Below are 24,254 nucleotides of genomic sequence, written 5' to 3' on the forward strand. Positions count from 1 at the left end.
TCGCCTCCCTCCCAAGCGAGGATAAGATCTTACTTATTGGTAGAATTTGTGTCAATTCGTAATTCGGCGAAGTTACTACCTAATTTGCGGGTTGGTTCGCAACTCATACATACAAGGTTCAAGATCATAATTTCACGCCCCATACGAATGTCAGAACGCCCTCCATCCGATGATTCCGACGAGCAACCCTCCGATACCGATCTGACCGACTGGCCACCAGATGACTCGGATCAAGACCAGTCGGCGCCACCGTGGATTCCGCTTGGCATTGTTGGGATTCTTGCTGTTGCCGTCGGCTGGTTCTTCCGGCCGTGGCTCCATGGCCTCATCTACACGGTGTATACGACGCCGCTACTGTTGCTTGGCATCATTGCTGGTAGTATCGCGGCGTGGGTTACCGTACGTGCGGGCGACCGCGTTGAGACCGTCATCAACACGCTCTCCAGCAGCGACCACACGATTACCCCACTTCGTGTCGGTGTAGTCGTCGTCGTGATCGCTGCGTTCGCGCTGATGCCCGTCGCTAACGCAGTCGCTGGCGTCACATTAAGCGACCAAACAATGAGCCAGACGGCTACTGTTGAGCAACTCGACGATGTTGACGCCGACAATCCCCGAATTGTCACGCGAGCGGTCGCCGAACGGTACGCATCGAACACACTCAACCGGCCGCAGTACCGCGTCGGGGAGACCGATATCAGCGTGGTGAATGGGACTCCCTACTGGGCTGCTCCGCTCGCTCCGGATGGCCTATTTAACACGATCACAAAGCGTCAAGCCGGAACTGTCCTTGTCGATATGACAACTCAGCAGGCGAATGTACGGTCCGTAGACGGCGAGCTCGAAACTGGCGTCGGAACGATCTTTTATCGGAACTACCGCTGGAAGCTCCTCAAATCGCAGGCGTATCTCGTGGACTACGGTGATCCGAAGATGGTCATCCACAATGAGACTCAATACATCACCGTCCCATACACTGAGCCCACATTCCACTTGACGCCGTTACCACACTCGACACCACAGTGGGGAGGCGTCGCCGTCATTGATCCAAGCGGTTCGATCGACATGCTCTCTCCCTCTGAGGCTGCGGCTAGCCCAATCCTTGACACTCAGCAACTGTATCCAGAGAAACTGGCGCTTCAATCGGTCGCGGCAACGAAGTACCGAAATGGAATCCTCAACACCTATACGAGCCACGAAGATGAAATCGAGATCGCGCCGCTTCCCGGAGACGGAAACGACCAGCCGTTCTTCATTCTCTCTGAGTCGGGGCCGCAGTACGTTGTTGCTGTCGAACCGTACGGCGACGCACAGGGTCTCCAAGAGTTGTGGACAATCGACGGCCAAACCGGAACCTTCGAACGCTACATCCCAACTGACTCGCTGTTCGGCCCACAGCGAGCAGCAGATCTCGTGCGGCAATCAGCGCCACAGACAGACTGGGACCGCTTTTCGCCAGCCGAACCCATTCTCACAGTCATCGACGATCGAGAGTATTGGCAAGTGCGCGTCGTCCCCGAAGATAACAGCGGGATCGCGTACGTCGCGTTTGTAGACGCACGGTCCGGGAACGTCGATTCGTTCGAAGAGACTGACGCGATCTCGCAGTTCCTCGCTGGCGAGACACCGGTCGAGAATCCTACCGAAACAGACCCAGTGACGCCTACGGAGACGCCGACGGTTATCGTCCAACGAGTTGCCGAGAACGGTACTGTAATTGAGACCATGAGAGTGTACGACGACGAATCGCTCGAAATACGGACACCCACGAACACCTCCGTTGGTACAGAGAACGCGACGGCTCAAGCCCTCGGCAGTTAGGGAAATGGCTCGGTAATGTGGGCGCTATTGAGTTCGGCATGCTGTCCACCTGACGAAGGCACCCCTAAAAGCCGCTACCCAACTTGTCCGATGTTATTCGATCCAAACGGTTTTGCGATTGACAAACTCCTTGATCCCAGCCTCGGAGAGTTCCCGGCCATAGCCTGAGTCCTTGACACCGCCAAACGGAACCCGTGGGTCGGACTTCACCAACTGATTCACGTACACGCAGCCCGCGTCGATACGGCTTGCCACACGTTCACCGCGGTCGCGGTCCTGCGTCCAAACGCTGGCTCCGAGTCCAAACGGTGTGTCATTAGCCTTGGTGATCGCCGACTCCTCGTCGTCAACCTCGTAAACCGTAGCTACTGGGCCGAATGTCTCCTCCGTGTCGACGGGACACCCTTCCGGGGGATCAGTCAAGATGGTCGGCGGGTAGAAGGCCCCTTCTCTGTCGAGAGGCTCACCGCCAGTCACGAGCGTCGCTCCAGCCTCGACGCTTGCGGTGACCTGTTCATGAAGAGTTTCCATAAGATCTTCTCGGGCCTGTGGCCCGATATCGGTCTCCTCGTTTGTGGGATCTCCCACAACGAGCGAATCCATCTCGTCGGTCAGTGAGCCAAGGAATTCATCGTATACGTCCGTGAGGACGATGAACCGTTTCGCGGCAATACACGATTGACCACCGTTTAGATTCCGCGCCCAAGCGCCTGTCACACACAGCTGGGGAATACGGTATCACCGCCGAGATGCGGTCAGAAGCCGATACAATCCGGACCTGCCCGGCGTATGGTGAACAGGACGACACCGACCGGAGCGGTGACGTATTCCGGTGTCCGTGTAGTCACGAAGCCCACGCAGACCTGTGCGCGTCTCGCACCTTCCTCAAACAACAGGCTGACGAAATTGAAGCTGGGTCGATAGCTCGGCCCGTGCGTCTCAGGTGAGACGACCACAACTGGTCGGAGGTATCACACTCTCCCGAGAGGGCAAGTCCCAACGAGGAGCGCACAAACCGGAGCCCCGACGACGGGAAACTTGCCTCCGTGGGTTCGGCATAGCCAACATCCCCACCGGAGGAATCCCACGGCTTCAGCCCTGTCTCTTACCCACAAATCGAGTCGTTGTTGCGGTCAATGAATCCGACCGAAGCCTCGATATCTACAGATTTAACACTTCTATGGGGCGATTTTGCTGATCTTGTTTACCACATTCAACAACCCCCCACTGCCGATATCACCGTCCGAATTACTCCCCACCTCGATCTCTCGAGAATAGATATGGTTCGACAGCGTCTGATAGTGTTTAAGGAAGACATTTACCGATAGACGTAGTAGAGCCGGTAATGGGTCGGCTTGACGAGGTTGCGCTTGAGGAACTCTACGAAGTTAAAGAGGAGATTGACGAGGGAAAGCCGCGGGAACGTGTTCTCGCGGCGATAGGGCGCAAACAGGGCGATCACTTGGATACATTGGCTGAACGCCATGACGTCGTCGAGAAAACGATCCGCAACTGGCTCGATCGGTTCGAAGAAGAACCGATCGAGCAAGCCCCCTACGACGCTCCTCGACCAGGACACCCAGGAAAAATCAAGGGACAAGACCGCGAGCAGCTGTTCGAACAGCTACAACAGCCGCCAACCGAACTCGGCTACGATCAGCAAGCGTGGTCGGCGAAGCTCCTCCTTCACCACGTCAAAGAGGAGTACGGCGTCGAATACCACGAAAACTACGCCTACGAATTGCTGAGAGAGGCCGGGCTGTCCTTGCGGACAGCACGGCCTCAACACCACGAAGCTGACCCCGAAGAGAAGGCTGAGTTTCAGCAGACAGTCAAAAAAAACGAGCCGAACTGAGCGAGAAAACCGTCGTTGTCGTCGATCAATTCACCAAGCACGTCGGAACCGTTCAGCGGCGTGGCTGGTACCCGATCGGGTCAAATCCGACGATAGAGACAGCAACGTCTTGGGAGTCGGTGACAGTGCTTGGCGCTGTCACCGACGACGGTGACAGCTTCTACTGCTGGACAGAAGAGAACTTGACCAGATTCCACGGGATTCGGCTGTTAGAGGCATTGAAACACAAGTTTGGCGAGGAGTTAGTGGTGTTTCTGGATCGAGCGGGCTACTTCTACGCGAGGGATCTCTGGGAACACGTGAGCGGAGAACGCGAGACCGAAACTGTCGGAGACAGTTCGGTCTCGTGCGTGCGTGGGGACGATCTCGAAGTGTGGTACTTCCCATCGAAACTCCCCGAGTTGAACGCTGTCGAAGGGTGCTGGGACCAACTACAGGAGTGGTTCAAGTACCGCCTTATGCCAGATCTCTCGACGCTGAAAGATTACATTCTGCGAGGACTAAGCGCGATCACCGAACCGAACATCTGGCCGTATCTCACCGGTAAAGATTCGAATTAAACACTATGAAACGTTTGTTTGGGACTCGGTGAACTTGTGGGTAAGAGACAGGGCTGAAGCCGTGGGAGGAAGTCAATCGGCAAGGAAACGGCCCAGCAGCTATAGTTTGACTGATAGATTTATATGGAATAATAATTTTTTAAATGTAGAACACAGATATCAAGGTATGTATGATCTTACGGGCTTTCAGCGTGACTTGTTGTACATAACCGCCGGGCTTGATGACCCACATGGGCTGGCAATTCAAGATGAGCTCGGGGACTACTACGAAGAAGAGATCCACCACGGCCGGCTCTACCCCAATCTTGACACCCTTGTTGAGAAAGGGCTTGTTGAGAAAAGCCAGCGGGACAAGCGCACCAATGAGTATTCACTCACCCGCCGCGGCGAAAGAGAAATCCAGGCGAGAGCCGACTGGGAGGCTGAGTACATCACTCACGACAGCTGAAACCTGCTACACTAGACTCACTTCTCTTAGTCGCAGATCACAACCGGTGGTTCCTGTCATACTCGTTATGAGTGTCGTTTAAGAAGAAAAATGTTGGTTTGTATAGTAATTAGGTATTCTCAAAATAGACCCCTAACAGCAAGCGACTAGTGCCGTGTTCTTAGCGGTGGTGATTACGACAAGTGCCTTTGTTCCGTTTGTTCAACCTGCTACCGCACAAAACGAGTCGCCAGCGCCAACGCTTGGCGACGTTGATATTTCGCATGATGGCCGTAGATGCTCGGAAAGCCATCTTAAACCGACAGATCTTGCATAACATTTCGGGACCGTTTCAGGCCCAGAAACGCATACGATTCTATATTTGATTGTAGTGATGAATGTCAGCTGTTGTATGTGGCCTTCCGACTGGTCCCCGCGTTCCCGTGCCGAAGAGAACCCGCTGTGCGTTGGATCGGCAACCGCTCCCCTGCGCCGTGATCCCCTCCCTGCTCCGATCGGTTACCACCATGACCGAACGTAGACTCGCGGACATCGTTTCGACACGCCGAGGACTGCTGGGTGCGGTTGGTGTCGGTGTGGGCAGCGTTCTTCCCGGGTGCGGATCCGTCCGCCAAATGGAACGAGAACAGACCCGTGATACTCGGACGGTCGATCCGTCCAGAGTCGCGGCCCTCAGCGTGACTGAGGCTACGGGCGATATCGCCTTCATCGGTGAGCCTCGTGACGATATCAAAATCGTTTCGCAGAAACACGCCACCGGCGGCGTCTCCCTCAACGAGCTCGACACCAGTGTACAGATCGTCGAGGATCGGTTGGAGATCACAACTGACGAACCGCAGTTACTCGGTCTAGGCGGTGGCCGCGTCGCCCTAGAGCTCCGAGTGCCACCCAGCGTCGCGGTTCATCGGCTTCACACCAATCATGGGGACGTGACGAGCGTCAGAGTCACCGACGGGGCGACACTGGAGGCTCCCGAGGGTGACGTGTCCGTCAATCGCGCGCGGGGTGAGGTCGCCGCTCGGTCAACGAAAGGAGACATCACTGTCGATGGGACCGAAGGCGGCCTCTCCGCAACGACTTTGGAGGGAACGATTCAGGTACGTGACCCAATGTGCGTGGCAGCGTTGGAGACACAGACCGGAGATATCACCGCCGATGTCCCCGCTGTGGCCGACGACGCTCTCGTTGAGTCGTCTGCCGGCGATCTGTTGCTCCGGCTCAGTGAGGAGCTCAGCGCGACCCTCTCTGCTCACACTAGCACTGGTGAGTTCTCTGTGCCGAAGCAAGCCCCACAGTTCCGCGTTCACCGACGAACAGAGACACAGCTACACGCTACCGTCGAACGAGGTGCCAGCCGACTGACCGCGAGAACGGACGACGGTGATATCACAATCCGCGCCTGAGTGCTCTCACGGGCGATGAGGGGATCCCACCTCGCCTCCGCCCCGCCCCCCGGTCGGTGACACGTAGCCAGTGGAAGGTCATCTCTTCGGGATGGGGAGAAACCAAGCAGACCGTCGCCCGGCGTGTACACCCACTAGAAACTGTCTTAGAAGCCGGGTTATTAAATGCTGTAGTGAGTACTAACACCACGTGACGGCCGACATGTATGTTGATAGGCCGCGGGTGCTGCTCGTTGACGATGAGAAGGAGGTCGCCGACGCGTACGCCCTCCGGCTGGACGCAGTGGCTGATGTCACAGTCACTTACAGCGGTCCCGAGGCGTTGTCTGCGGTCGACGAGTCTGACCCGCCGGATGTAATTCTCCTTGACCGGCACATGCCGGATCGATCTGGTGACGACATCCTCCGTGAGCTACGAGAGCACGACATTCACACTCGGGTTATCATGGTGACCGCCATCGACCCGGGATTAGAACTTCTCGAACTTCCGTTCGACGACTACCTCTGTAAACCAGTCGACCGTGAAGATATCAGAGCCGCCGTCGACCAGCAGTGTCAGGTCCTCGCATACGAACTCCTCGGTCAGTACTTCGGAGTCGAATCGAAGCGAGCGGTTATCGCAGCTGAGTTGCCACAGGACCGTCTCGAGGACCACGATCAGTTTTCGTCGCTTGACGAGCAGGCCGACAGTTTGCGGGACCGCATCTGTCGGCTACTTCCCGACGCAGACGAGTTGTTAGATCAGTTCACCGGTATTGAGCGCGAAGGGTACTGATCTCCGGCAAGAGCCGTGACCCGGGCTGATCGTTGACCCGACTCGTCTCCCAACTACACCAGTCAAGGAGGCCTCTGGTGCCTCCCCCGCCAATTAAAAGGTAATTTCAAACCGCGCACCGCCGTCATCCGCTGCTGTGAGCGTCAGATTCCAGCCGTGTGCTTCGACGATTCGGTCGACGATCGCTAGGCCAAGGCCGGTCCCACCACTCCGCGTTGAATATCCGGGAGTGAAGACGACGTCACGCTTCGCGGGCGGGATTCCCGGGCCGTCGTCTGCGACATAAAACCCCCCTTCCAGTGGGTGAACAACTACAGTCGCGCTCTCGCCTGTCTGCTCGCCTCGGGCGCCCGGATGGCTGTTTGCTGGTGACTCTGTGGTTTGTTCACTACCCGTTTCATCGGTTGAGACACCGTGTTCAACGCTATTTCGGAACACGTTTTCAAACAACCGTTGGAGCCGATCGGAGTCCGCGGTAACCGTCGGCAGCGACTCCGAAACCGTCAGTTCGACCTGTTCGGTATCGATCGACTCCCACGCGTCTCTCGCAGCGGTCTCGATTGCGACCTCCTCCGTGGGTTGAACGACAGCCTCGTCGCGCGTCAGCGTTAGGACATCACGGATAATCTGTTCCATCCGATCGTGTGCGTCTGCGACCGACTCGAAGTGTTCGGGATCGCCGGTCTCCTCTGCTGCCCGGAGGTGGGCCTTCGCGACGTCGAGCGGGTTCCGAAGGTCGTGGCTGATAACGCTGCTCACTTGATCGACACCCGGTGAATAGCCTTCGTCGGGACACTCGCGGAGGTCTGAAAACATCAGGTACCCGGTGTCGTCATCCGACGGGATTACGCGAGCGAAGAACGGGCCTCGGCTGCCGTATCCGTCCAGCCGGATGCCGATCCGATCGCCGCGGACGAGATGCGAGACTGGCTCCCGGTCACCGGTCGTATCGCAGCTGTTGAACCGGTCGAATATCGTCGACACACGTCCGCCCACCAGCTCCTGTTCGAACTGCCGCTCGAACGCGTCATTCGCGGCGGTCACGCGAGCATCGTCACCGTCGACGGTGTATGCGAGCGCAGGGTCTGGAAACTCACGTAACGGAATCGCCGTGTGACGACCATCACTCATCGGTTGCTCACATCTCTATTTGGCATTGTTACCGCGCCCGTTTCTCCGTGCGAGTACGCATGGTAATTGGTTGGACCACCACCCGATACAACACCTATCATCACTTTGGCCCGGCTACTTGTTTAACATTATTTCTTGCTTCTAGGCCAGAAACACTCTTTTTATGTTAACTCTTATAACCAAGTGACCATCTTTCTGTTTGGAACCAGCTATGCGCTCTGAGCAGCGCGTTTCAGTATCTGTGGCGTGACAAGGAAGTCAGCGACGGCAACCCCCACCATCGCTAATCTAAGTGTCTGATCTTCAATAACGAGGAACGCGATAGCTACAATAATAGCGGCCGTCATAGCGGGCATCCCCCAACGGGCGACCGGACTGCGGAATACATTCGCTGATTGCGACATACCAGACCATCAGTATGCGATTATATATTGATACTGGCGTGTTTCTGAATTGGAATCACACCCGGTAGAAGCATTACACTTCCCAGACAATCGCTAATCAACTGGCATGATCTCGCACGAAAGTGAGGTGATGATTTTGCTTGGGGTAGCTACAGTGATTCTTCTTGTATCAATAAGTACTCTCACCGACTTGCCGGCATGGATAACTATCGCTGTTGTGATTGTCGTTAGTGTGTTTATTCTACAGTTTATCAGTCGGAAAGAGAAGTGATTGGATGCTACGCTGACCTTTTCTCACGGCTAAAGTCGTGGGGTTCACCCACTATGAGGTTGACTTCACGCGTAGGGGAGATTCGCAGGGTCGTCGTCCCGTTGGACAATTCGATGTTTCGGGCCACGAGACACGCCCCCCACACTTATGTTAAATCGTCGAGTTATGATTGTCCGTGCGAGACGCGTCTACGTTACCGGTAGCGCCCTTCACCTTCGGCTTGCTGTCCAGTACCGCTCTACCGTTTCGTGCCCCTATCGCTGGTGTAGAGATATCCCCCACCAACGACACGTCTGTCGGTGGGCATTCGAGTACCGATACCGCCACTCACTTGCTCGTTCGACCGATATCACGCGTTGCGCCCGACTCACACGTCACCCGCCAACGCGGCTCTGTACACGACTTCGAACGTTCCGGGTCATGCCATCTATGCGCCTGATCGGGGATCGCAGAATTCTCTTCGGGTCAGTTTGTGTCGAGACTGTCGCCGCAGTACTCATCCTACTGTACGGACACCTTTCGCTGCTAGCTGTCGCCGTTTTGTACTGGATTGATCTTCTCTTTCTGACCCTCCGGACAACGGTACAACAGCTGCTCTCGCAGCCCAAAACGGATCTTCAGTCGACTCTTTTTCAACGTCCGTTCCGGCTTCTAGCCCACAAGCGCGGATCCATCACCGTTACCGATCGCCTCCCGGGAATTTACCCCCGAAACATTCCGGTGGTCTGGGGAGCCGTCTTCATACTTGTTTTTTCAGCGAGCACAACGGCGTACGTCGCCGCCGTCGACATCCCCAGAGAGCTGTGGCGCTCGCCGGCTACACTGCTCTTATTAGGTGGGGGTCTCGTCGCGGCAGCGACGAAATCGTGGCTGGTGCTGCGGGCATATGTGGCCTCAGAGGGCCACGAGATCACCTCTGCCTCGGCGGTCGTCCCCCGGAAGCGAGTACTGATATTCGCTGTCTACGGTGGAATGTTATGGCTTGTCTCCCGGTGGACGCTTACGACCCTTTCCGGCGAGGGCTTGGAGATCACACGAGCTGAAATGATGGTTTCCGCGTTCGTGCTAATCGTGTCTCGGCTCGCGTACGGTTGGTACGCAGCGCGCGCTCGACCCGACGGCTGGCAGCCGGACTCGACGTCCGAGCGTAACGATGAAGCGATATCTCAAGGGTGGTCAGACTCCGAACCGGAAGAGAACGTATCCACTCCGTCTCAGCCGTCGATCCCGGATGGAGAACCACGCGAAACGATGGCGCCTGTTCGCTCCTCTATCCTCGCCGCAGGAGTGGTGAACGCGATGACGACTGGTGGTGTCGTCGATAACCGCTTCGGCCACTGGAGACAGCTCACGATACGGGTGGGTATAGCGGGGTTGATGATTGTCGCCGTTTTTGCCCTGTTGAACGGTGCTATCGTCGTGTCCGCGAGCTTGGCTGCGATTTTCTTCGGTCTCGTTGGAAGCCTCTCGACAATAAGCGCGGTACATTTGCTGCTGGCGCTCGGTGGCGTCGAATACGAATTTTACGAGTCCAAAGTGGTGGCGTACGACCGATACCTCGGACGACCACAGTGGTCGGCGTCATACGACGGTGTCCGGGATGTCTCGGTCGAGCGTGGGCTGTTCGGAAGTCCGCTCTGGCTGGACGCTGGAACGGTGTTTTTTGATCGGACTTACAACTCTAAGGACGGCGACTCCGCCCAGGAACCGAGGTCATCGATCGCATTCGTTCCGGATCCCGAGCGTGCCGGTGAACTGCTCAGCTCCCATTCGTGACGAGCCGTAACGGCTTCACCGGCTTTGTTGAGACCTATTCTTCAGATAGATGTTTATCTAAAACAGCCGGTCGATGAGAACTGTAAAGGTAACAAGACGGACATCGTATCCAAACTACAATTAGTCACGTGTCATTATACCACCTATGGAAGATCTGTACATCTACACTGGCTCATTCGTCGTAATTGGAGCTTCAATAGGGGGGCCAGCGGTAGGTTCGCTCATCGCTGGCGATCGTAGTATCCCGATACTGCTCATGGCGATCGGTGGAGCTGGAATGCTTGCCACTGCCGGCTACGAATTGCTTCGAACTGACTCAGAGGAGTTCACTGCCTCTGCTATCGTCCTTCTCGTGTTGGCTGGTTCCGCCTGTCTGTCCTTTCTCGGAACAATACTCTCTGCGATGGGCAGTTTCTGAGTGGCCTGTACTGACCGCAACTAGTCAGAGAATATTACTCGTAGCTGAGCAGCGATCCCGGCAGTTCGACGGTGACGGTCGTCCCCCTGTCGATATCGAACGAGACCTCTCCGCCGAGCCGGTCGACGCCCCACCAGACGAGCCAGAGCCCGAGGCCTTTGCCGTGCTGTAGTGGCTGTTCTTCAGCGTCTTCGAACACTTCTACCTCGTGGTTGCTGATCCCGGCGCCGCTGTCAGCGACATCGATCCACCATCGATCTACTCCCTCGGTATCGCTGGTCTCCTTCACCCGTACGCTGACATGCGGCTCCGGAGCGGACCCCCCGTGTTCGACTGCGTTCGACACCAGCTCACGAATGACTGGTATCAGAATCTCCCCGTTAGCGCGTGTCTCTGCCGGTGGTGTGTCTATCACGACGGGGACGGACGAGACGCCACCAGCATACTCGTGGCCATCGTTGACGACCTCTGCGTGCTGGACCTCCTCGATGGCGTGACGGATGAGTTCCTCGACGGACCGATTACCCGTACGCTTGTCGGCCTGTAACACTGACTCTATCTCGCGGGCAGTACGTCCAAGATCACGCAACGCCGACAGTTCCTCCTCGACCGTCGTCGCTATCTTGTCCGCCGTGTCGGGAGTGGGACTGTCGGTGAACTGTCGAAGGTGCGCGGTTGCCACGTCAGCCCTGTTTCGTATGTTGTGCCGAAGCACGCGACTCAGAACCTCCGCACGACGTGCATTTTGTCGGCTGTCTGTTATATCGCGGAAGATCAGGGTGTGCCCAAGTGTGCGGTCGTCGCTGTCGGTAATCCGGCTCGATGAGGCTTCTAGCACCCGATCGCTGCCTGGCAGCCGACACGTTGTCTGTCCCCCCGCGAGTAACCTCTTGATGTCGAATGTATCCGGCAGTATGGTGGCAAGGTCCTGACCGACTACTGTATTAAACTCCCGCTCAAACAGATCTGCTGCAGCAGCATTCCAGTCAAGGATAGCATGTCCATCCGTGACTGTGATGGCCGCGTCTGGCATTTCGGCGACGATGTCTTGTCGAGCGACGGCCAAGGCCGCTGGTATCTCCTCAAACAGCCCGAACCGGGTGACTGCCAGCCACGCTGCACACGTCGACAGGATCACAAACGGGACGGGAATGGCTGCTCTCGCTAGCGGAGTCTCAGCCAAGGCGATGAAGAACCTCTCTGCGAACCATACTGGCGGCACAATCACCGCTAGACCTAGTGTCAATCGCGTTGAGACGTGCTGATATCGGTGTAGCGTTCGCCACAACTGTCCAAGGCTGAGCAGCACGATTGATCCAGTTACAAAAAAGGAGATTGATATAGCGAACTGTAGGAAGGGAAGTAGTGCCTCGCTGAGCCCACCCGGGAGGTTATCGAGTACCAGTGAGACCAGTGTAGCGGACATGGACCCTCCAGTGTACAGGAGTCCGAACGGAACAAGCACGAACAACAATAGCCGCTCGCGACGGTCCGTTCGAGTCGTATATGCGAGAATAAACAGAGCATACAGCACTGGAACTACTGTTTGAAGCACCCAGTCTGCGATTCTGGGCCCTTGGAGTCCGAACGCGATGATCGACGGTGTTGACTCCACCGCCGGCGACATGCCGTCTCCGTTGGGCGCTCCCAATTCGTAAACACTAATAATATCGTTGACGCCGCCAGCGGCTGTCCACACTCCCAGCCCAACCATACAGGCAATAAAACTCTGTGTGCCTACTCCCGAATACTGTCGCCTGGTGTGAGCTGCGATGAGTAGCAGCAGTATTCCCAAAGTAACATTCACACCCCCGACAGTGGCGAGCATGATACGATTAGTTCACACGCTAAATGTAATTACCCTGTCGGAGCGAACCGTTCGTCAAGTGGTGGACAGTTAATGTCGACCGCAATTGATATCCTCTGTGAATTCATCTGGCTCGTACTTTCGGTGTATTTGCCCGAGTCCATCGGCACTAACGCTTTGTTGTTTGCCGCTTGAAGATCGCTTCCTGCTTACAGTCTGTCGAATAGCGGCGAAATAAAAGCATACGCACAGATACAGAGCGTGAGAACAAACATCGGAAATCCTAATCCGTCTTCACCGGCGATGACGAGTCCCGCCGTGAGAACTGCGGTTGCTACAGCGAGGAGTGCTGTACGAACTGAACGGAGATATGACCGAAGTGCGGCTTGTTCGTTCGTCATACAAATCGTCTGTTCGAAATTGATGTCACTGTTCTCCGACCCTCTGGAGTGACGCTTCTGAAATCTCCCCCCGCGTTGCGCGAACCCACAAAACAACCGCCGCGACGAGTACGGCCGTCGGGAGAAGTAAGACGACGATGAGGTCGGCACTGAGATCGAACGGTCGGGTGAGCCGAAACGCCGCTGGATATCCGCTTTCCGGTTGCCCGAACACGACCGTCGTCCAGAGATTGGTCGAGAAGTGGATGCCGACTGGGAGCGCGAGGCTGTCGGTGAGGACGTACGCGAGGCCGAAATACAGCCCCCCAACCACCGCCTGTGTCACGGCGACCGACGCTGAGAGTCCCGCCGCGCCAGCGTTCAAGTGAAGCGCTCCGAACACGAGAGCCGATACGACGACCGCGCTCCCCGTGGCAGCCGGCCTTGAGACCCTGCGAGACGTAAACCCGACAACGAGCTCACGGATCAGTACGCCTCGGAAGAGAAAGTCCTCCCACAACCCGACGATAACGAACGCAGCGGCCGTCGCTCCGATCGCGAGTCCGACGGTCACGGGGTCGTTGAAGACTCCCATTGACCACGAACCAACGATCCTCCCGCTCCCGGTAGCGAGAATCGCGGCCGTCGAAACGGCCTGAAACAGCACGCCGATTACGGCACCGCCGGCGAAGTCACCGAGCCACCGTCGACCCAGAGAGAGTCCGTACGCGGCGGGACTGGTTCCGAACAGATAGTATAAGACGAGTATCACCGCTGCTACCCCACAGAGCGTGGGAAGTTGATTTGGGAGGTTGGTCAACACGTCCGGCGTTGAGAATTGCGCGAGTACCAGCCCCACAGCAGCAAGTGTAGCGATGAACGTTACCGCTGTCACAACTACGCGCACCGCCGCCCCGCTGATCGAGACCTCAGACCCGATACGACTGACTGGCCGCAAGCGTGTACTCATCTGGGCAGACCAAGCGTTTCCTTCGGTCCTAGCAGCTCAGACTGATCGACGCCTCGATGTCGCCACCGTCGAGCGACACGGAGAGGTGCTGTGCGGAGGCGCTGAACTGCTCTCGGTGATGGCCGTCGGATGCGACGTAACACTCGCTCGTGACCAATCCGGCGTCCTGAAGCTCGTTGAGACGCCGGTAAGCCGTCGGCCGAGAAACATCAGCGGCCTGCGCGACGGCGCGCCCGCCGCGAGGCTGTTCGGAAACCGCCTCGAACACTCGCCGGGTGTATTCGTCGCCGAAGAGGTTGAGTAGCTCTTCCGTCGATAGCTCGTCGGTCGGTTCCTCAGTCTGCTCGCCGCGCGACTTGTGTCGCACTGCCATGTGATGACGATGTAACGGAACACCCTTGGTGGAATATGCTCAGTATTCAGAGTCTCCGCAGCGAGGATATCTAACTATCCAGACTCGCCTTCGTGTGAGAGCAATCGGGCGCATGTCGATCGGGCGTGACACGGCGAATTGCGACCGCTATCCGCTACTATCCTCGTGTTCGTTGTAGAATGCGTCCAACAGCTTGCGCTGGCTCGCCCGGAGATGGTGGAGCAGCGTCGATCCGGTAATGCCGAGCGACGTCGCAACCTCCTCGGCCGTACTTCCACGCGGGGACGTGAAGTAGTCCGCGAGATAGGCCGTTCGCAAGACGGTCGCCTGTCGGTCAGTAAGCCGTTCATTGAGTTCGTTTCGAAATTCTCGCGTGGTCGTCGGTGAGCGGGTTTTGTCCTGTCGTGCGAGAACGGGTGCCGGTCCGTCATCACCGAGCACGTTTGCCAGCCGACGCACGTTCGCGTCGGGAGACAGTTCGACGATCAGCTGGCTGTCATCGCCGTTAAACACCGCCGTCTGTATCGTCGCACCACGGTTGATTGCCGCAACGAGCGGGACTTCCTCACCCAGCGTCACCTGAATCCGGCCGCGCTCAGTGTCCGACTGACGGACCACACGACCGGCCTGAGCACTCGGAACCGCTTCGACGGTCTCAACGACGGTGTCCGGATCGGCACCCGTGACTGATAAGAAACACGTGAGACCAGTATCACTCGGCATTACGGTCCCCTCAAGCGCGAGTTCCGCGTCGCAGGTGTCGCTCACACGTACCAGCGGGGAGTTCTCCGTGAGCCCGAACGTAACTTCGGTGAGGGTGTCGGAAAACAACAGCTTCCGATTCTGTGTCGCGTTGATCGCGTACCCGGCCAGTTCGCCGAGCGTCTCAAAGCTGGCCTGTACGTGATCGCTGAATGCGGTTTCGGTTCCCGCGTAGACACCGACGACGCCGTACACGCTGGAGCCGTAGACCAACGGCAGCGCGAACACCGATTGGACTCCGTCCGCGAACCCAGCGGCACGAACCGCGTCCGGGACTGACGGATTCTCGCTTAACGACTCTACCAACTCGGGGCGCTGTTGTTCGACTGCTCGCCGTTCGGGGGTAGCCTGTCCCTGCTTCACCGCCTCACGGAGAGCCGGGAACAGCTCTCCTTGCTCACCCCCAACACCGGTGATGACCAGCTCGTCACTGTCGACAGCGCACTCACCAGTCCATACGAACCGATACTGGTCCGATGTCCCCAGTTGGTCCCGGATTGTCTCCATGATCGCGTCTTGAGACGTAGCTCCGACCAACCCCTCAAGCACGTCGGCGATCAGAGTATCGACCATCTCGGCCCGCTCAGACTCCGAACGAAGCCGTTCGATCGTTTGCTTGTTGGTGCGTTTTTCAGTGATGTCGGTAATGTAGACAGTTGCCGCATCGTCATCAGGAACAACTGACACTGACAGCCAGCGGTCGACTTCTGGATAGTACTCTTCGAATGCTACATCAGATACCGATGTCCGTTCAAACGCCTTTGTGAGCGACCCTTCGACCGACTGGGGAAACACCTCAGCAATCGGCTCACCGTCAGGCGTGTCGGTTGTGAGGATATCGGCCGCCTGATCATTCCACGCGCGCACCATCCCGTCTCGGACGGTGATAACTCCTATCGGTGCTTCTGCGAGACGATGTTCCAACTCCATTCACGTAGGGGCCTCCTCGTTCTATCGATGTTTTCCCGTCAGCCAGTATATACGTGTCGTCCGGTTGAACCGCAGTTTACAAGCTTATATCCCGGTCACTAATATCGGTGTTGTTCTGTCGCCGTTTCAGAGTCAGCAACTCACGAAGTGGATTATACGTACAGTTGTAGAATACAGCGTATGCCCTCGAACACCCGGGGCCGTCGAATTCCTCAGGTCTGGCACGTTGTGATTCTCGGAACCATAGCTTCACTACCCGCAACTGCTGTAATAAATTGGCTTCCGAACTCTGAAGCGACCGCCGGTGGCGGGGCGATAATAGTTGGGCCAATGATCGCTGGCGCGATCGCAGCTAAGCGGTCGGTAGAACCGGACGCTGTTGGGCTCCGTGCTGGCTTTCTAGGCGGTATAGTTGCGGTATCTGGATTTATGCTTACAGAAGCCACGAGCGTAGCATGGTCACTCAACACGACAGTGTTCTTCCTTATCGCCGTCGTGATGCTTCTGTGTCTCTCGCCGGTGTTCGGTCTGATTTTCGGTCGGATTGGTGGCTGGGCAGCAAGCAGTGTCGGTGGTTTCGGAGTCGACCAACCATCGTGATCAACTGATTTGCGTTGTTCGCCTGGTTTGCTCCTAGCGTTGTTATTGACATCCTCCTCCGCGTGAACGCGGAGGAATCCCGACCGGTAGGAACTTCAGGTTTACAGTTCGCTCACCCCGCTTCTTATCAGGTCAGATTCACCTACCGAATCGTACGTTTCTGCTCCTGAAACACCCTATTAGCCATTATTAACCCAACCATCGTATAGAAACACATGGCGCTGGAACATCATCAGCGATCGCCTCTCCGCAAAAAAGTGTTTTACTTGATAAGTTACGCGGGTCGCTGTGATTCCAATCGAGCTAACTACTGTGCCGCTGTCACCCGAAGATCATATGAGCTCGGTATGGACAGACCGTTTCTAACGGAGGAACAGTGCCGTGGGTCGGCTACCGTCGATGAACTCTGAGCAACCACTAGTTTTCAACGGAGATAGCCGCTGGGCAGTCGCGTTCGTGGCGTTGCTCTTCGTACACAACGAGATCCACGAGATCGCGCACACGGGGGTCGGTCGTCTCATCTGTGGTGCGTGGGGCCCACGAAATTTCAACAGTTGGCAGCTCGCTTGTTCGAAAACGCCCGAGATTGTTTTAGCACCGCTCGCAGGACTCCTCTGGAGCTACGGGTTGATGTGGATCGGGTATCGGTTACTGAATCCGGCAGAGTCACCGGCCAAACGGTCCGCAGGATTTTGCCTTGTTTTCGCGACAATGCCCTTCGGTCGGCTGTATACTGTGGCGCAGTCCGGGGGTGACGAAATGGTCATCCTGCGTGGAGCCTTCCCGACTGTTGATCCAACTGTGCGCCTCGTTGCTGGGCTCAGCATCGTTCTGCTGCTTATCGGTCCCCCACTATACCGAGCCGCTAGTGTGCTCTCACAGCAACGGCGGTGGATCATTTTTACCGGGATGCTTCTCCTTCCGTTTGTTCTATTCCTAATTGTCGTACTGCGAATCGCAAACCCACTGCTCGCATCTGGGTTCTTGGCTAGTGAGGGGCTACTCGGCTCACCGCTCTTTGTGAACATCTGGACCGTGTTCTGGGCGATTGTCTTACTTCTATCTTGGCGACAACTGTCCACGACACTTGTAAAAAGAGGTGTACTGCTTTCCAAAGACCAATGATCCGCAAGACGCTTCATCAAACTAGTATCGGATTGTATATTCTGTGGATAATAGCGACAACGCTGCTCATTCTCGGCCGATACACGCCGTTTCCATCGTATAAAATCGTCCACTCAGCGGTTGTAACCGGCGCAGTAGTACTTACTGTCGTAGGTACGGGGCAACTTCTTCGGAAAGGCTATCGAAAGGGCGTCTCGGGGTAGATACGCGCTCTGTATGTAGCACAGCCTCGACAAACTATCAGCGACCAAGGGGTTCAATAAATTAGCCGTCTACCGGCCCAAACAACCGGTAGCACGACCATAGCGTTATTGTTCTATAAACTTCAACTCACAGAGAAAATGGCCGAGGGCTTCACGCAACGACACCCGGCGATTGGCGTGGTGGGGCCAGCGTCGGTCGAAACGACCCTCCAAGACGCGCAGGATTCGCTTGACGTGGCTGTTTCAATAGTGCCTGCCGGACGTGACGCTCCCGGCTCAGTTGAGGAGTTCGATTGTGTGGTTGCCGCGGTAACACCTGAATCGGGCAGCGCCGACCGGACAGACGCTGACACAGCCGCGTCACTGACCGGGGTCAGCAACTGGGTGGTCCAGAACGCCACCCGTGACTCCGCCCCACCGGTGGTGTACGTCGCCCCTACAGAGGCATCAATCGCTGAGGCGCTTGAGGCCGGTGTAACGGAGTATCTCCCGTGGGAACTGCTCGCACAATCTCCGACGACCGTGCTCAAGCGAGCGGTTACCGCGACAGAGGTACAGCCGACTCCCGACTATCGGACCATCTACGACAACGTCTCTGAGCCACTCACACTTCATGACCCCGAGACGGGAGAGTTGATTCATGCGAATCAGCGGCTCTGTGAGTTGCTGAAGTATGATCGAGCGGAACTCATTTCTATGCAGGTCGGCGATTACACTGCGAGTATCGACGGGTACGATCAGGCCGCTGCCATGGAGGTTATCACCTCCGCGACGGAGAGCGGAACGGTCGGTCCAATCGAATGGCCGCTTGAGACGGCTGACGGCGAACACGTCTGGGTCGAAGCGACGCTGACGACAGTCACGATAGACGATCAGGAACTGGTGTTGGCGACCGCCACGGACGTGACCGACCGTCGACGCCAGCGTCGTCAGTTCCGCGAGATATCGACTCATATCGATGAGGTCGTCTATCTGGCACGTGCGGACCTCTCGGAGGTTCTCTTTATCAACGAGGCCTACGCGGATTTGTTCGACCAACCGGTCGAACGCCTGTATGACGACCCGATGGCCGTTCTCGACGCCGTTCATCCGGAGGACCGCGAGGCGTACCGCTCGGATCTTATCGCTATGAGCGAACACATCCGCGAGGAGGAGTCGGGTCCGTACACATTCAGTCACAGACTCCGCGTTGGCGGTGAGACACGTTGGGTTGAGGTACGCGGCTATCCGAGCCGCGGTCCAGGCGGTGCCGTCGATCGGATCGTCGGAGTCATTCGGGACGTTACCGATACGCGACGCCGCGAGCGCGAGTATGAGCAGATATTTAACGGCGTGACCACTGCGATCGCAGTTCACGACCCTGACACGGGTGAAATGGTCGACGTGAACGACAGTTACGTCGAACTGTTCGGATACGACTACGACACGATTCTTCAACAAGGAATCAATGACCTCAGTGTTCCCGAGGAGGGGTACACCGATGAGCGCGCGAGACGGCTTATCACCGACGTCGGCGAAACCGAGGAAGATGAAACAGTCGAGTGGCGAATTGAGACCGCTGAGGGCGACAACCGTCTCGTCGAAGCGAACCTCACAGTCGCGACCGTAGGTGGTCAGCGACGTGTCCTCTCGCTGATGCGTGATATTACAGAACAGAAACGCCGCGAGCGGGAGTACGAGCAGATATTCAACGGAGTCAACGACGCTATCGCCATCTTCGACCCAGAGACGCTCTCCTTCGTCAGTGTGAACGACTCGTATCACGAGCTCGTGGGGTGCGACGATCTTGAGCGTATTCGCGACCTCGGTATCGAGGGTCTCAGCGAAACTGAGGACGGGTACACAGCGGAACGCGGTAAAGAACTGATTCAGACTGTGGCCCGTTCGGGTGAACCGAAGACCATCGAGTGGAAACTCGCCCCGCCGGACGAAGAGCAGTCATGGATCGAGGTCACGTTGGCGACGGCCGAGATCGGTGGTGAACAGCGAGTTCTGTCGATCCAGCGTGATATCACGGAGCGGAAGCGCCGCGAACGAGAGTTCGAACAGATCTTCAACGGTGTGACGGACGTAATCGGAGTCTACGACCCGCAGACTGCGGAGCTACTCGATGTCAACGACACCATGTGTGAGCTCCTCGGATATGACCGTGACACAATCATCGATATGGACCCGGAAGAGGTGACTGCGACGGCACTCGGATTCGATGCGGACACAATCGGGGAGGTTGTCCGCGACGTGGCCAAATCCGGTGACCCGGCGAGAGACATCGAGTGGGCGTTGCGGACCGCCAGCGGCGATGTTGTATGGCTTGAAGTCAATGCGACCTTGACAGAGATAGGCGGCGAGCAGCGTGTGGTCACTATCGCTCGGGATGTCACCGGACGGCGCGACCGCGAGGAGCGGGTACAGGTGTTGAACCGTGTACTGAGACACAATGTACGGAACGATATGGACGCTGTCTTGGGATACACGGCTACAATTGAGGAGGCGGCAGAAGACGAGGTCGTCCGAGAATACGCCGAAAGCGTTCACGACATTGCGAACGGCCTCCTGGAACTGAGCGGTAAGGCGCGTGCCGCCAGTCAGATGCTCCAAGACAACGACGACCCAGAAAACCGCAGAGTCGGTACGGTACTGGAGTCTGCCGTCGCCGACCTCCGTGAGTCTCACGACGAAGCGACGATTCAATTGTCTTCCGCGGAGGCTCCCGCACCGGCTGATACGGCTGTCTTTCGGCTAGTTTTGAGCGAGCTCGTCGAGAACGCCGTCGAACACGGTGGGGACTCCCCGGAAGTCGAAATTAAGACGACGCCGTCTACGGCCAACGATGAGACGCGAATCACGGTGCGTGACGACGGACCCGGGATCCCCGACCGCGTACTTACTCCGTTCCGAGCTGATGGTGAGTCGCCGTTCCAGCACAATCACGGAATTGGCCTCTGGCTTGTCAACTGGGGTGTTCGGCAGCTCGGTGGCGGAATCGAGTTCGAGCGCCCCGCCGATGGCGGAACTGTCGTTCACCTTTCTTTGCCAAACGTACTGCGTTGACGGTCACCGGTATCTACACGCAGCAGAACCGTGAGATCCTGTTTTCGGACGCAATCACAGCGGTGTCCCAAAAGCACTTCATCGACCGATTCACCGCTAGAAACACTCCGGACAGCTTTAATTTACAACAATGCCAACGATGATACGCCCTTCAACGATGAATCAACACACGCGTTCGTCATTCGACTCCGTCACGCGACGTCGAGCCCTCGCAGTCGGTGCCAGTGCCGCTGTAGCGTCCACCGCCGGCTGCTCGACAGTCCTTAATGCGATCGGCAACCGAATCTTCGAAGAGGTCAACCTCCTCAACCAGCTGAATCAGGAGGTCAGCGGGTCGATCGAAGTCGTAGATCCCGAGGGCGAGACGGTCCTCGATACTTCGTTCGACGTTCCCTCGACCGAGTCAGACGGTAATAGTAATATCGTCGCCTACGCCGACGTATGGACCACCACCGGCGAGTACCAAGTTGACTTGGAGCTCGCCGATACCGTGATCGCAGGTACTTCAGAGCTGAATCAGCGATTTTCGATTACTAGTACTGAAGAAGAAATTGTCGCTATTTCAATTGGCTCAAGCGATGAAAGTGAACCAATCGCGCTTCGAGTCGGAGAGTCGTTCTCGGATCTCGGGCAGATGAACGAGACCGGTTAACCGAGGCAAAGGAGTTTCGCGAAGGTTCATTTGATAACGGGTTCCTAGCTCGCGTCAACTACAAACAACACAAAGCGCCCGGCTGCGTGTACTAACACTGTTACTGGAAGCCCGATTGCGGCAGCTAGCACGGTAACTGAGAGTATTGTCGGAACGTTACCCACTGAAACCGCTAGTCCGACCATTGTGAGGAGTCCGCCAATGAACGTTCCCGCCGCAACCGTCTCTATCGTTCGGATGCTATCATATGCTAGCGTCCGCGTACTGCGGTCTCCGACGAACGGGATCCCCCGACGATCTACCTCTAAGTATGCGTAGCTGAGTAGTACGACTGCCAAACCGAGTAGCAAGACAGTACAGAAGAGAACGATGGCGGTTCCGCCAGCGAGGATCGACCCTTCTCCGCCGATCGCTGCTAATGACCCGAAGGCCAAAATCGGGACGGCAAGTGCTGCGAGCGCTATTGCCACTACGGAAATCCCGGCCCAGACGTAGATCCCGTTCCGTGAAAGCCACGTGTACGCCCGATCCGAGTAAGTATCGGAGTGTGACGTGGCTCGGTCAACCTCGGAGCTAGGCCCACCCGTTGAGGCGTCGTCTGTCATACCGGCATATCGGTCGTCTCCCGTATACTTCCTAGTCCGTGTCTCGGGCGGAGAAACACGGTGAGGAGACTCTGTTAAAATCCTTACAAAGTGATATTTTCTGACCAGCCGCGGTTAGTACAGACCACTCAGAAACTGCCTATCGCAGAGAGTATTGTTCCGAGAAAGGACAGACAGGCGGAACCAGCCAACACGAGAAGGACGATGGCAGAGGCACTAAACTCCTCTGGGTCGGTTCGGAGCAATTCGTAGCCGGCAGTGGCAAGCATTCCAGCCCCACCGATCGCCATGAGCAGTATCGGGATGCTATGATCGCCAGCGATGAGCGAACCTACCGCTGGCCCCCCTACTGAAGCTCCAATTACCATTCGAAAGGGTACACCGTTGAGGGTGCCGCCGGTCGGAGGCGGTATTCAGATAAGTATCCGACTGATGAGCATATCCCATCGCCGTGGCATAGTCTGGTGGGATCGCCCATCACTTCTCGCGCTCTCCACTGGCTTCTGGGACGGTTTTTGACCGATCGGCGCCAGCGATGGGGCCGGGCATTTGGCGTCGTGTTCCGTCTCCTCGATACCCGTTCAGCTACCTCTTGCGACACTGCGTTCCGAACCGTGGATTTCCCCACTATTTTGAGGGTCGGTGATCTGGGATAATGTATGTCTGATACGGCCCTCCAAGACATATCGGGAGACGGTTCAACGGATTCCTCAGACCTGGATCTCGACTGGCTCACGCTTGAAGACGGCGAGTCTATCCAGTGGTCGAGTACCCCGCACAAGTACAGCGTCCTTCCTGCGTTTATCATCGGAATTCCGCTGTCACTCGTCCTTATTGGCATCCCGATCGTTGCTGCGTCCTATCTTCAGTACACCAATACGAACTACGTGGTCACCAATCGTGGCCTCTACAGCAAACGTGGGGTACTCTCACGTGACGTCCAACAGATTGGGTTCGACAAAGTCCAAAACATCTCGTACTCACAGTCGGCGCTCGGCTCGTACTTTGGATACGGCTCCGTTGACGTTAGTACAGCGGGCGGGTCCGGGATCGAACTTCAGTTTCGAAGTATCCCTGCCCCAGCAGCAGTTCAGGAACTGATCGCTAGGGAAATTGACAGCCGACAGCAGACCGAGTCCGACTCGACGAAAGAGGATGTTCTTGATTCGATTCTTGCGGAACTGCGCGTCATTCGGCAGGCGGTCGCCGACGACCAGAGCGGGTCCCAGGCCGATTCGACTGCCCCGTCTACTGACGAGGCAATCCATACTGACACAAGTAACACAGATGAGTGACAGCTGGTGGTATCAACACGACGATGAACGCGTTGTCTGGAAGGGTCGCCCGCGTCTCTCAGCGGCTCTTCCAGACATAATCGTCGGAACCGCCATCTCTGTGTTTGCCCTTGTCGGCGCTGTTAGCGTCGACCTCTGGTTGTTAGCGGGGGTGCCCATCGGCGTTGCGGTTCTCAGTTGGGGGCTACTCAGGGTACGACGGACGCAGTATCTCTTGACAACCCGAGCAGTATGGGCAAAGCGGGGCGTCCTCGGACGAACCGTTCGTCGTGTCCATGTCGATAAAATCCAGAACACTTCGTTTTCTCAGTCCGTCACAGGCTCGTTTTTCGGTTATGGAAAAGTGTCCGTTGAGGTCGCCGGAGGACGCGACCTAGAGTTTCGGCGGGTTGATAACCCGAAGAACGTCCAGACGACGCTCGCGGAGTACATGGGTAATGAAGAGTACGCAATCCCCGGGTCTCGAGAGCAGTGGGAATCTGTCCTCAGCCTTGTCCGTGAAATCCGCGCCACGGTGGCGCCCACCAGAGATGATAGTGAGCCTGTGACCGGAGAATAAGAGAGTTCACATTGGGTCTCAAACGGTCTGTCGCCAATATTGAAGGCAGTCAGTTACTGTACGTCGCCAGCGCGAGCAGC

At 56.8% G+C, this 24,254-nt stretch carries 19 protein-coding genes and 2 pseudogenes; 14 read left to right on the top strand and 7 right to left on the bottom strand.

Annotated elements, in window-relative coordinates; translation table 11 throughout:
- Positions 1-147: 147 nt before the first annotated feature.
- Entirely contained in the window at positions 148-1,821 is a 1,674-nt protein-coding gene (locus EO776_RS17260; RefSeq protein WP_094521369.1) for a hypothetical protein, read from the top strand.
- 93 nt (positions 1,822-1,914) lie between these two features.
- Here EO776_RS17260 and EO776_RS17265 read toward each other — a convergent pair.
- Positions 1,915-2,535: pseudogene (locus EO776_RS17265) on the bottom strand (aldehyde dehydrogenase family protein); the annotation flags it as partial.
- Here EO776_RS17265 and EO776_RS17270 point away from each other — a divergent pair.
- From EO776_RS17270 to EO776_RS17295, 6 genes and pseudogenes are all read left to right on the top strand, one after another.
- A pseudogene (locus EO776_RS17270) lies at positions 2,529-2,882 on the top strand (zinc ribbon domain-containing protein); the annotation flags it as partial. The pseudogenes EO776_RS17265 and EO776_RS17270 overlap by 7 nt on opposite strands.
- Before the next feature lie 284 nt (positions 2,883-3,166).
- On the top strand, positions 3,167-3,676 hold the full coding sequence (locus EO776_RS17275) for an IS630 family transposase (RefSeq protein WP_049932884.1): 510 nt from the start codon (positions 3,167-3,169) through the stop codon (positions 3,674-3,676).
- Positions 3,673-4,236 (top strand): transposase, encoded by a 564-nt coding sequence (locus EO776_RS17280; protein ID WP_080508605.1) that lies wholly within the window; start codon positions 3,673-3,675, stop codon positions 4,234-4,236. The genes EO776_RS17275 and EO776_RS17280 overlap by 4 nt, the downstream gene beginning before the upstream one ends.
- A 166-nt stretch (positions 4,237-4,402) precedes the next feature.
- Entirely contained in the window at positions 4,403-4,684 is a 282-nt protein-coding gene (locus tag EO776_RS17285) for a helix-turn-helix transcriptional regulator (protein WP_049933141.1), read from the top strand.
- Between the two features lie 614 nt (positions 4,685-5,298).
- Positions 5,299-6,087, top strand: coding sequence for a DUF4097 family beta strand repeat-containing protein (locus EO776_RS17290; protein WP_241897924.1), 789 nt, complete (start codon positions 5,299-5,301; stop codon positions 6,085-6,087).
- A 202-nt stretch (positions 6,088-6,289) separates the two neighbouring features.
- Entirely contained in the window at positions 6,290-6,862 is a 573-nt protein-coding gene (locus EO776_RS17295) for a response regulator (RefSeq protein ID WP_089309274.1), read from the top strand.
- 93 nt (positions 6,863-6,955) lie between these two features.
- Here the strand turns inward: EO776_RS17295 and EO776_RS17300 are convergent, their stop codons facing one another.
- Positions 6,956-7,993, bottom strand: a complete 1,038-nt coding sequence (locus EO776_RS17300; RefSeq protein WP_094579927.1) for a sensor histidine kinase — start codon at positions 7,991-7,993, stop codon at positions 6,956-6,958.
- Positions 7,994-9,097: 1,104 nt separating this feature from the next.
- Here EO776_RS17300 and EO776_RS17310 point away from each other — a divergent pair.
- Both EO776_RS17310 and EO776_RS17315 read left to right on the top strand, forming a co-directional pair.
- Positions 9,098-10,444, top strand: coding sequence for a hypothetical protein (locus tag EO776_RS17310; protein WP_094521365.1), 1,347 nt, complete (start codon positions 9,098-9,100; stop codon positions 10,442-10,444).
- Between the two features lie 145 nt (positions 10,445-10,589).
- On the top strand, positions 10,590-10,862 hold the full coding sequence (locus EO776_RS17315) for a hypothetical protein (protein ID WP_094579926.1): 273 nt from the start codon (positions 10,590-10,592) through the stop codon (positions 10,860-10,862).
- A 34-nt stretch (positions 10,863-10,896) separates the two neighbouring features.
- Here the strand turns inward: EO776_RS17315 and EO776_RS17320 are convergent, their stop codons facing one another.
- The 4 genes from EO776_RS17320 to EO776_RS17335 form a co-directional block, all read right to left on the bottom strand.
- Positions 10,897-12,576, bottom strand: coding sequence for an ATP-binding protein (locus tag EO776_RS17320; protein WP_158228680.1), 1,680 nt, complete (start codon positions 12,574-12,576; stop codon positions 10,897-10,899).
- Positions 12,577-13,095: 519 nt separating this feature from the next.
- Positions 13,096-14,019 (bottom strand): CPBP family intramembrane glutamic endopeptidase, encoded by a 924-nt coding sequence (locus EO776_RS17325; protein WP_094553419.1) that lies wholly within the window; start codon positions 14,017-14,019, stop codon positions 13,096-13,098.
- Positions 14,020-14,047: 28 nt separating this feature from the next.
- On the bottom strand, positions 14,048-14,392 hold the full coding sequence (locus tag EO776_RS17330) for a winged helix-turn-helix domain-containing protein (protein WP_049933035.1): 345 nt from the start codon (positions 14,390-14,392) through the stop codon (positions 14,048-14,050).
- 147 nt (positions 14,393-14,539) lie between these two features.
- Positions 14,540-16,084 carry a bacterio-opsin activator domain-containing protein gene (locus EO776_RS17335; protein ID WP_094553418.1) on the bottom strand — a complete coding sequence of 515 codons (1,545 nt, stop codon included), beginning with the start codon at positions 16,082-16,084 and terminating at the stop codon, positions 14,540-14,542.
- A gap of 180 nt (positions 16,085-16,264) precedes the next feature.
- Between EO776_RS17335 and EO776_RS17340 the strand changes: the two genes are divergently transcribed.
- The 3 genes from EO776_RS17340 (at position 16,265) to EO776_RS17355 (ending at position 21,715) form a co-directional block, all read left to right on the top strand.
- Positions 16,265-16,684, top strand: a complete 420-nt coding sequence (locus tag EO776_RS17340; protein ID WP_080508647.1) for a DUF5518 domain-containing protein — start codon at positions 16,265-16,267, stop codon at positions 16,682-16,684.
- A 1,466-nt stretch (positions 16,685-18,150) separates the two neighbouring features.
- Entirely contained in the window at positions 18,151-21,063 is a 2,913-nt protein-coding gene (locus tag EO776_RS17350) for a PAS domain S-box protein (protein WP_094519746.1), read from the top strand.
- A gap of 157 nt (positions 21,064-21,220) precedes the next feature.
- Entirely contained in the window at positions 21,221-21,715 is a 495-nt protein-coding gene (locus EO776_RS17355; RefSeq protein WP_049933032.1) for a hypothetical protein, read from the top strand.
- A 44-nt stretch (positions 21,716-21,759) separates the two neighbouring features.
- On the opposite strand, the gene EO776_RS17360 is transcribed toward EO776_RS17355, so the two are convergent.
- On the bottom strand, positions 21,760-22,320 hold the full coding sequence (locus tag EO776_RS17360) for a hypothetical protein (protein ID WP_129452611.1): 561 nt from the start codon (positions 22,318-22,320) through the stop codon (positions 21,760-21,762).
- Positions 22,321-22,979: 659 nt separating this feature from the next.
- Between EO776_RS17360 and EO776_RS17370 the strand changes: the two genes are divergently transcribed.
- Together EO776_RS17370 and EO776_RS17375 are read left to right on the top strand one after the other, a co-directional pair.
- On the top strand, positions 22,980-23,615 hold the full coding sequence (locus EO776_RS17370) for a PH domain-containing protein (RefSeq protein ID WP_049933030.1): 636 nt from the start codon (positions 22,980-22,982) through the stop codon (positions 23,613-23,615).
- Complete coding sequence (locus EO776_RS17375) at positions 23,608-24,174, top strand: PH domain-containing protein (protein ID WP_049933029.1); 567 nt, start codon at positions 23,608-23,610, stop codon at positions 24,172-24,174. Before EO776_RS17370 ends, EO776_RS17375 begins: the two co-directional genes overlap by 8 nt.
- The last annotated feature ends 80 nt before the right edge of the window (positions 24,175-24,254 follow it).

Origin of the sequence: Halorubrum ezzemoulense (genome assembly GCF_004126515.1) — an archaeon.
Lineage (GTDB): Archaea > Halobacteriota > Halobacteria > Halobacteriales > Haloferacaceae > Halorubrum > Halorubrum ezzemoulense.

What these genes read in the sequence shown, in the direction of transcription:
- EO776_RS17260 (WP_094521369.1), top strand. Translation starts at nt 148, where the DNA reads ATGTCAGAACGCCCTCCATCCGATGATTCCGACGAGCAACCCTCCGAT.
- EO776_RS17275 (WP_049932884.1), top strand. Translation starts at nt 3,167, where the DNA reads ATGGGTCGGCTTGACGAGGTTGCGCTTGAGGAACTCTACGAAGTTAAA.
- EO776_RS17285 (WP_049933141.1), top strand. Translation starts at nt 4,403, where the DNA reads ATGTATGATCTTACGGGCTTTCAGCGTGACTTGTTGTACATAACCGCC.
- EO776_RS17290 (WP_241897924.1), top strand. Translation starts at nt 5,299, where the DNA reads ATGGAACGAGAACAGACCCGTGATACTCGGACGGTCGATCCGTCCAGA.
- EO776_RS17295 (WP_089309274.1), top strand. Translation starts at nt 6,290, where the DNA reads ATGTATGTTGATAGGCCGCGGGTGCTGCTCGTTGACGATGAGAAGGAG.
- EO776_RS17300 (WP_094579927.1), bottom strand. Translation starts at nt 7,993, where the DNA reads ATGAGTGATGGTCGTCACACGGCGATTCCGTTACGTGAGTTTCCAGAC.
- EO776_RS17310 (WP_094521365.1), top strand. Translation starts at nt 9,098, where the DNA reads ATGCGCCTGATCGGGGATCGCAGAATTCTCTTCGGGTCAGTTTGTGTC.
- EO776_RS17315 (WP_094579926.1), top strand. Translation starts at nt 10,590, where the DNA reads ATGGAAGATCTGTACATCTACACTGGCTCATTCGTCGTAATTGGAGCT.
- EO776_RS17320 (WP_158228680.1), bottom strand. Translation starts at nt 12,576, where the DNA reads ATGGTTGGGCTGGGAGTGTGGACAGCCGCTGGCGGCGTCAACGATATT.
- EO776_RS17325 (WP_094553419.1), bottom strand. Translation starts at nt 14,019, where the DNA reads ATGAGTACACGCTTGCGGCCAGTCAGTCGTATCGGGTCTGAGGTCTCG.
- EO776_RS17330 (WP_049933035.1), bottom strand. Translation starts at nt 14,392, where the DNA reads ATGGCAGTGCGACACAAGTCGCGCGGCGAGCAGACTGAGGAACCGACC.
- EO776_RS17335 (WP_094553418.1), bottom strand. Translation starts at nt 16,084, where the DNA reads ATGGAGTTGGAACATCGTCTCGCAGAAGCACCGATAGGAGTTATCACC.
- EO776_RS17340 (WP_080508647.1), top strand. Translation starts at nt 16,265, where the DNA reads ATGCCCTCGAACACCCGGGGCCGTCGAATTCCTCAGGTCTGGCACGTT.
- EO776_RS17350 (WP_094519746.1), top strand. Translation starts at nt 18,151, where the DNA reads ATGGCCGAGGGCTTCACGCAACGACACCCGGCGATTGGCGTGGTGGGG.
- EO776_RS17355 (WP_049933032.1), top strand. Translation starts at nt 21,221, where the DNA reads ATGAATCAACACACGCGTTCGTCATTCGACTCCGTCACGCGACGTCGA.
- EO776_RS17360 (WP_129452611.1), bottom strand. Translation starts at nt 22,320, where the DNA reads ATGACAGACGACGCCTCAACGGGTGGGCCTAGCTCCGAGGTTGACCGA.
- EO776_RS17370 (WP_049933030.1), top strand. Translation starts at nt 22,980, where the DNA reads ATGTCTGATACGGCCCTCCAAGACATATCGGGAGACGGTTCAACGGAT.
- EO776_RS17375 (WP_049933029.1), top strand. Translation starts at nt 23,608, where the DNA reads ATGAGTGACAGCTGGTGGTATCAACACGACGATGAACGCGTTGTCTGG.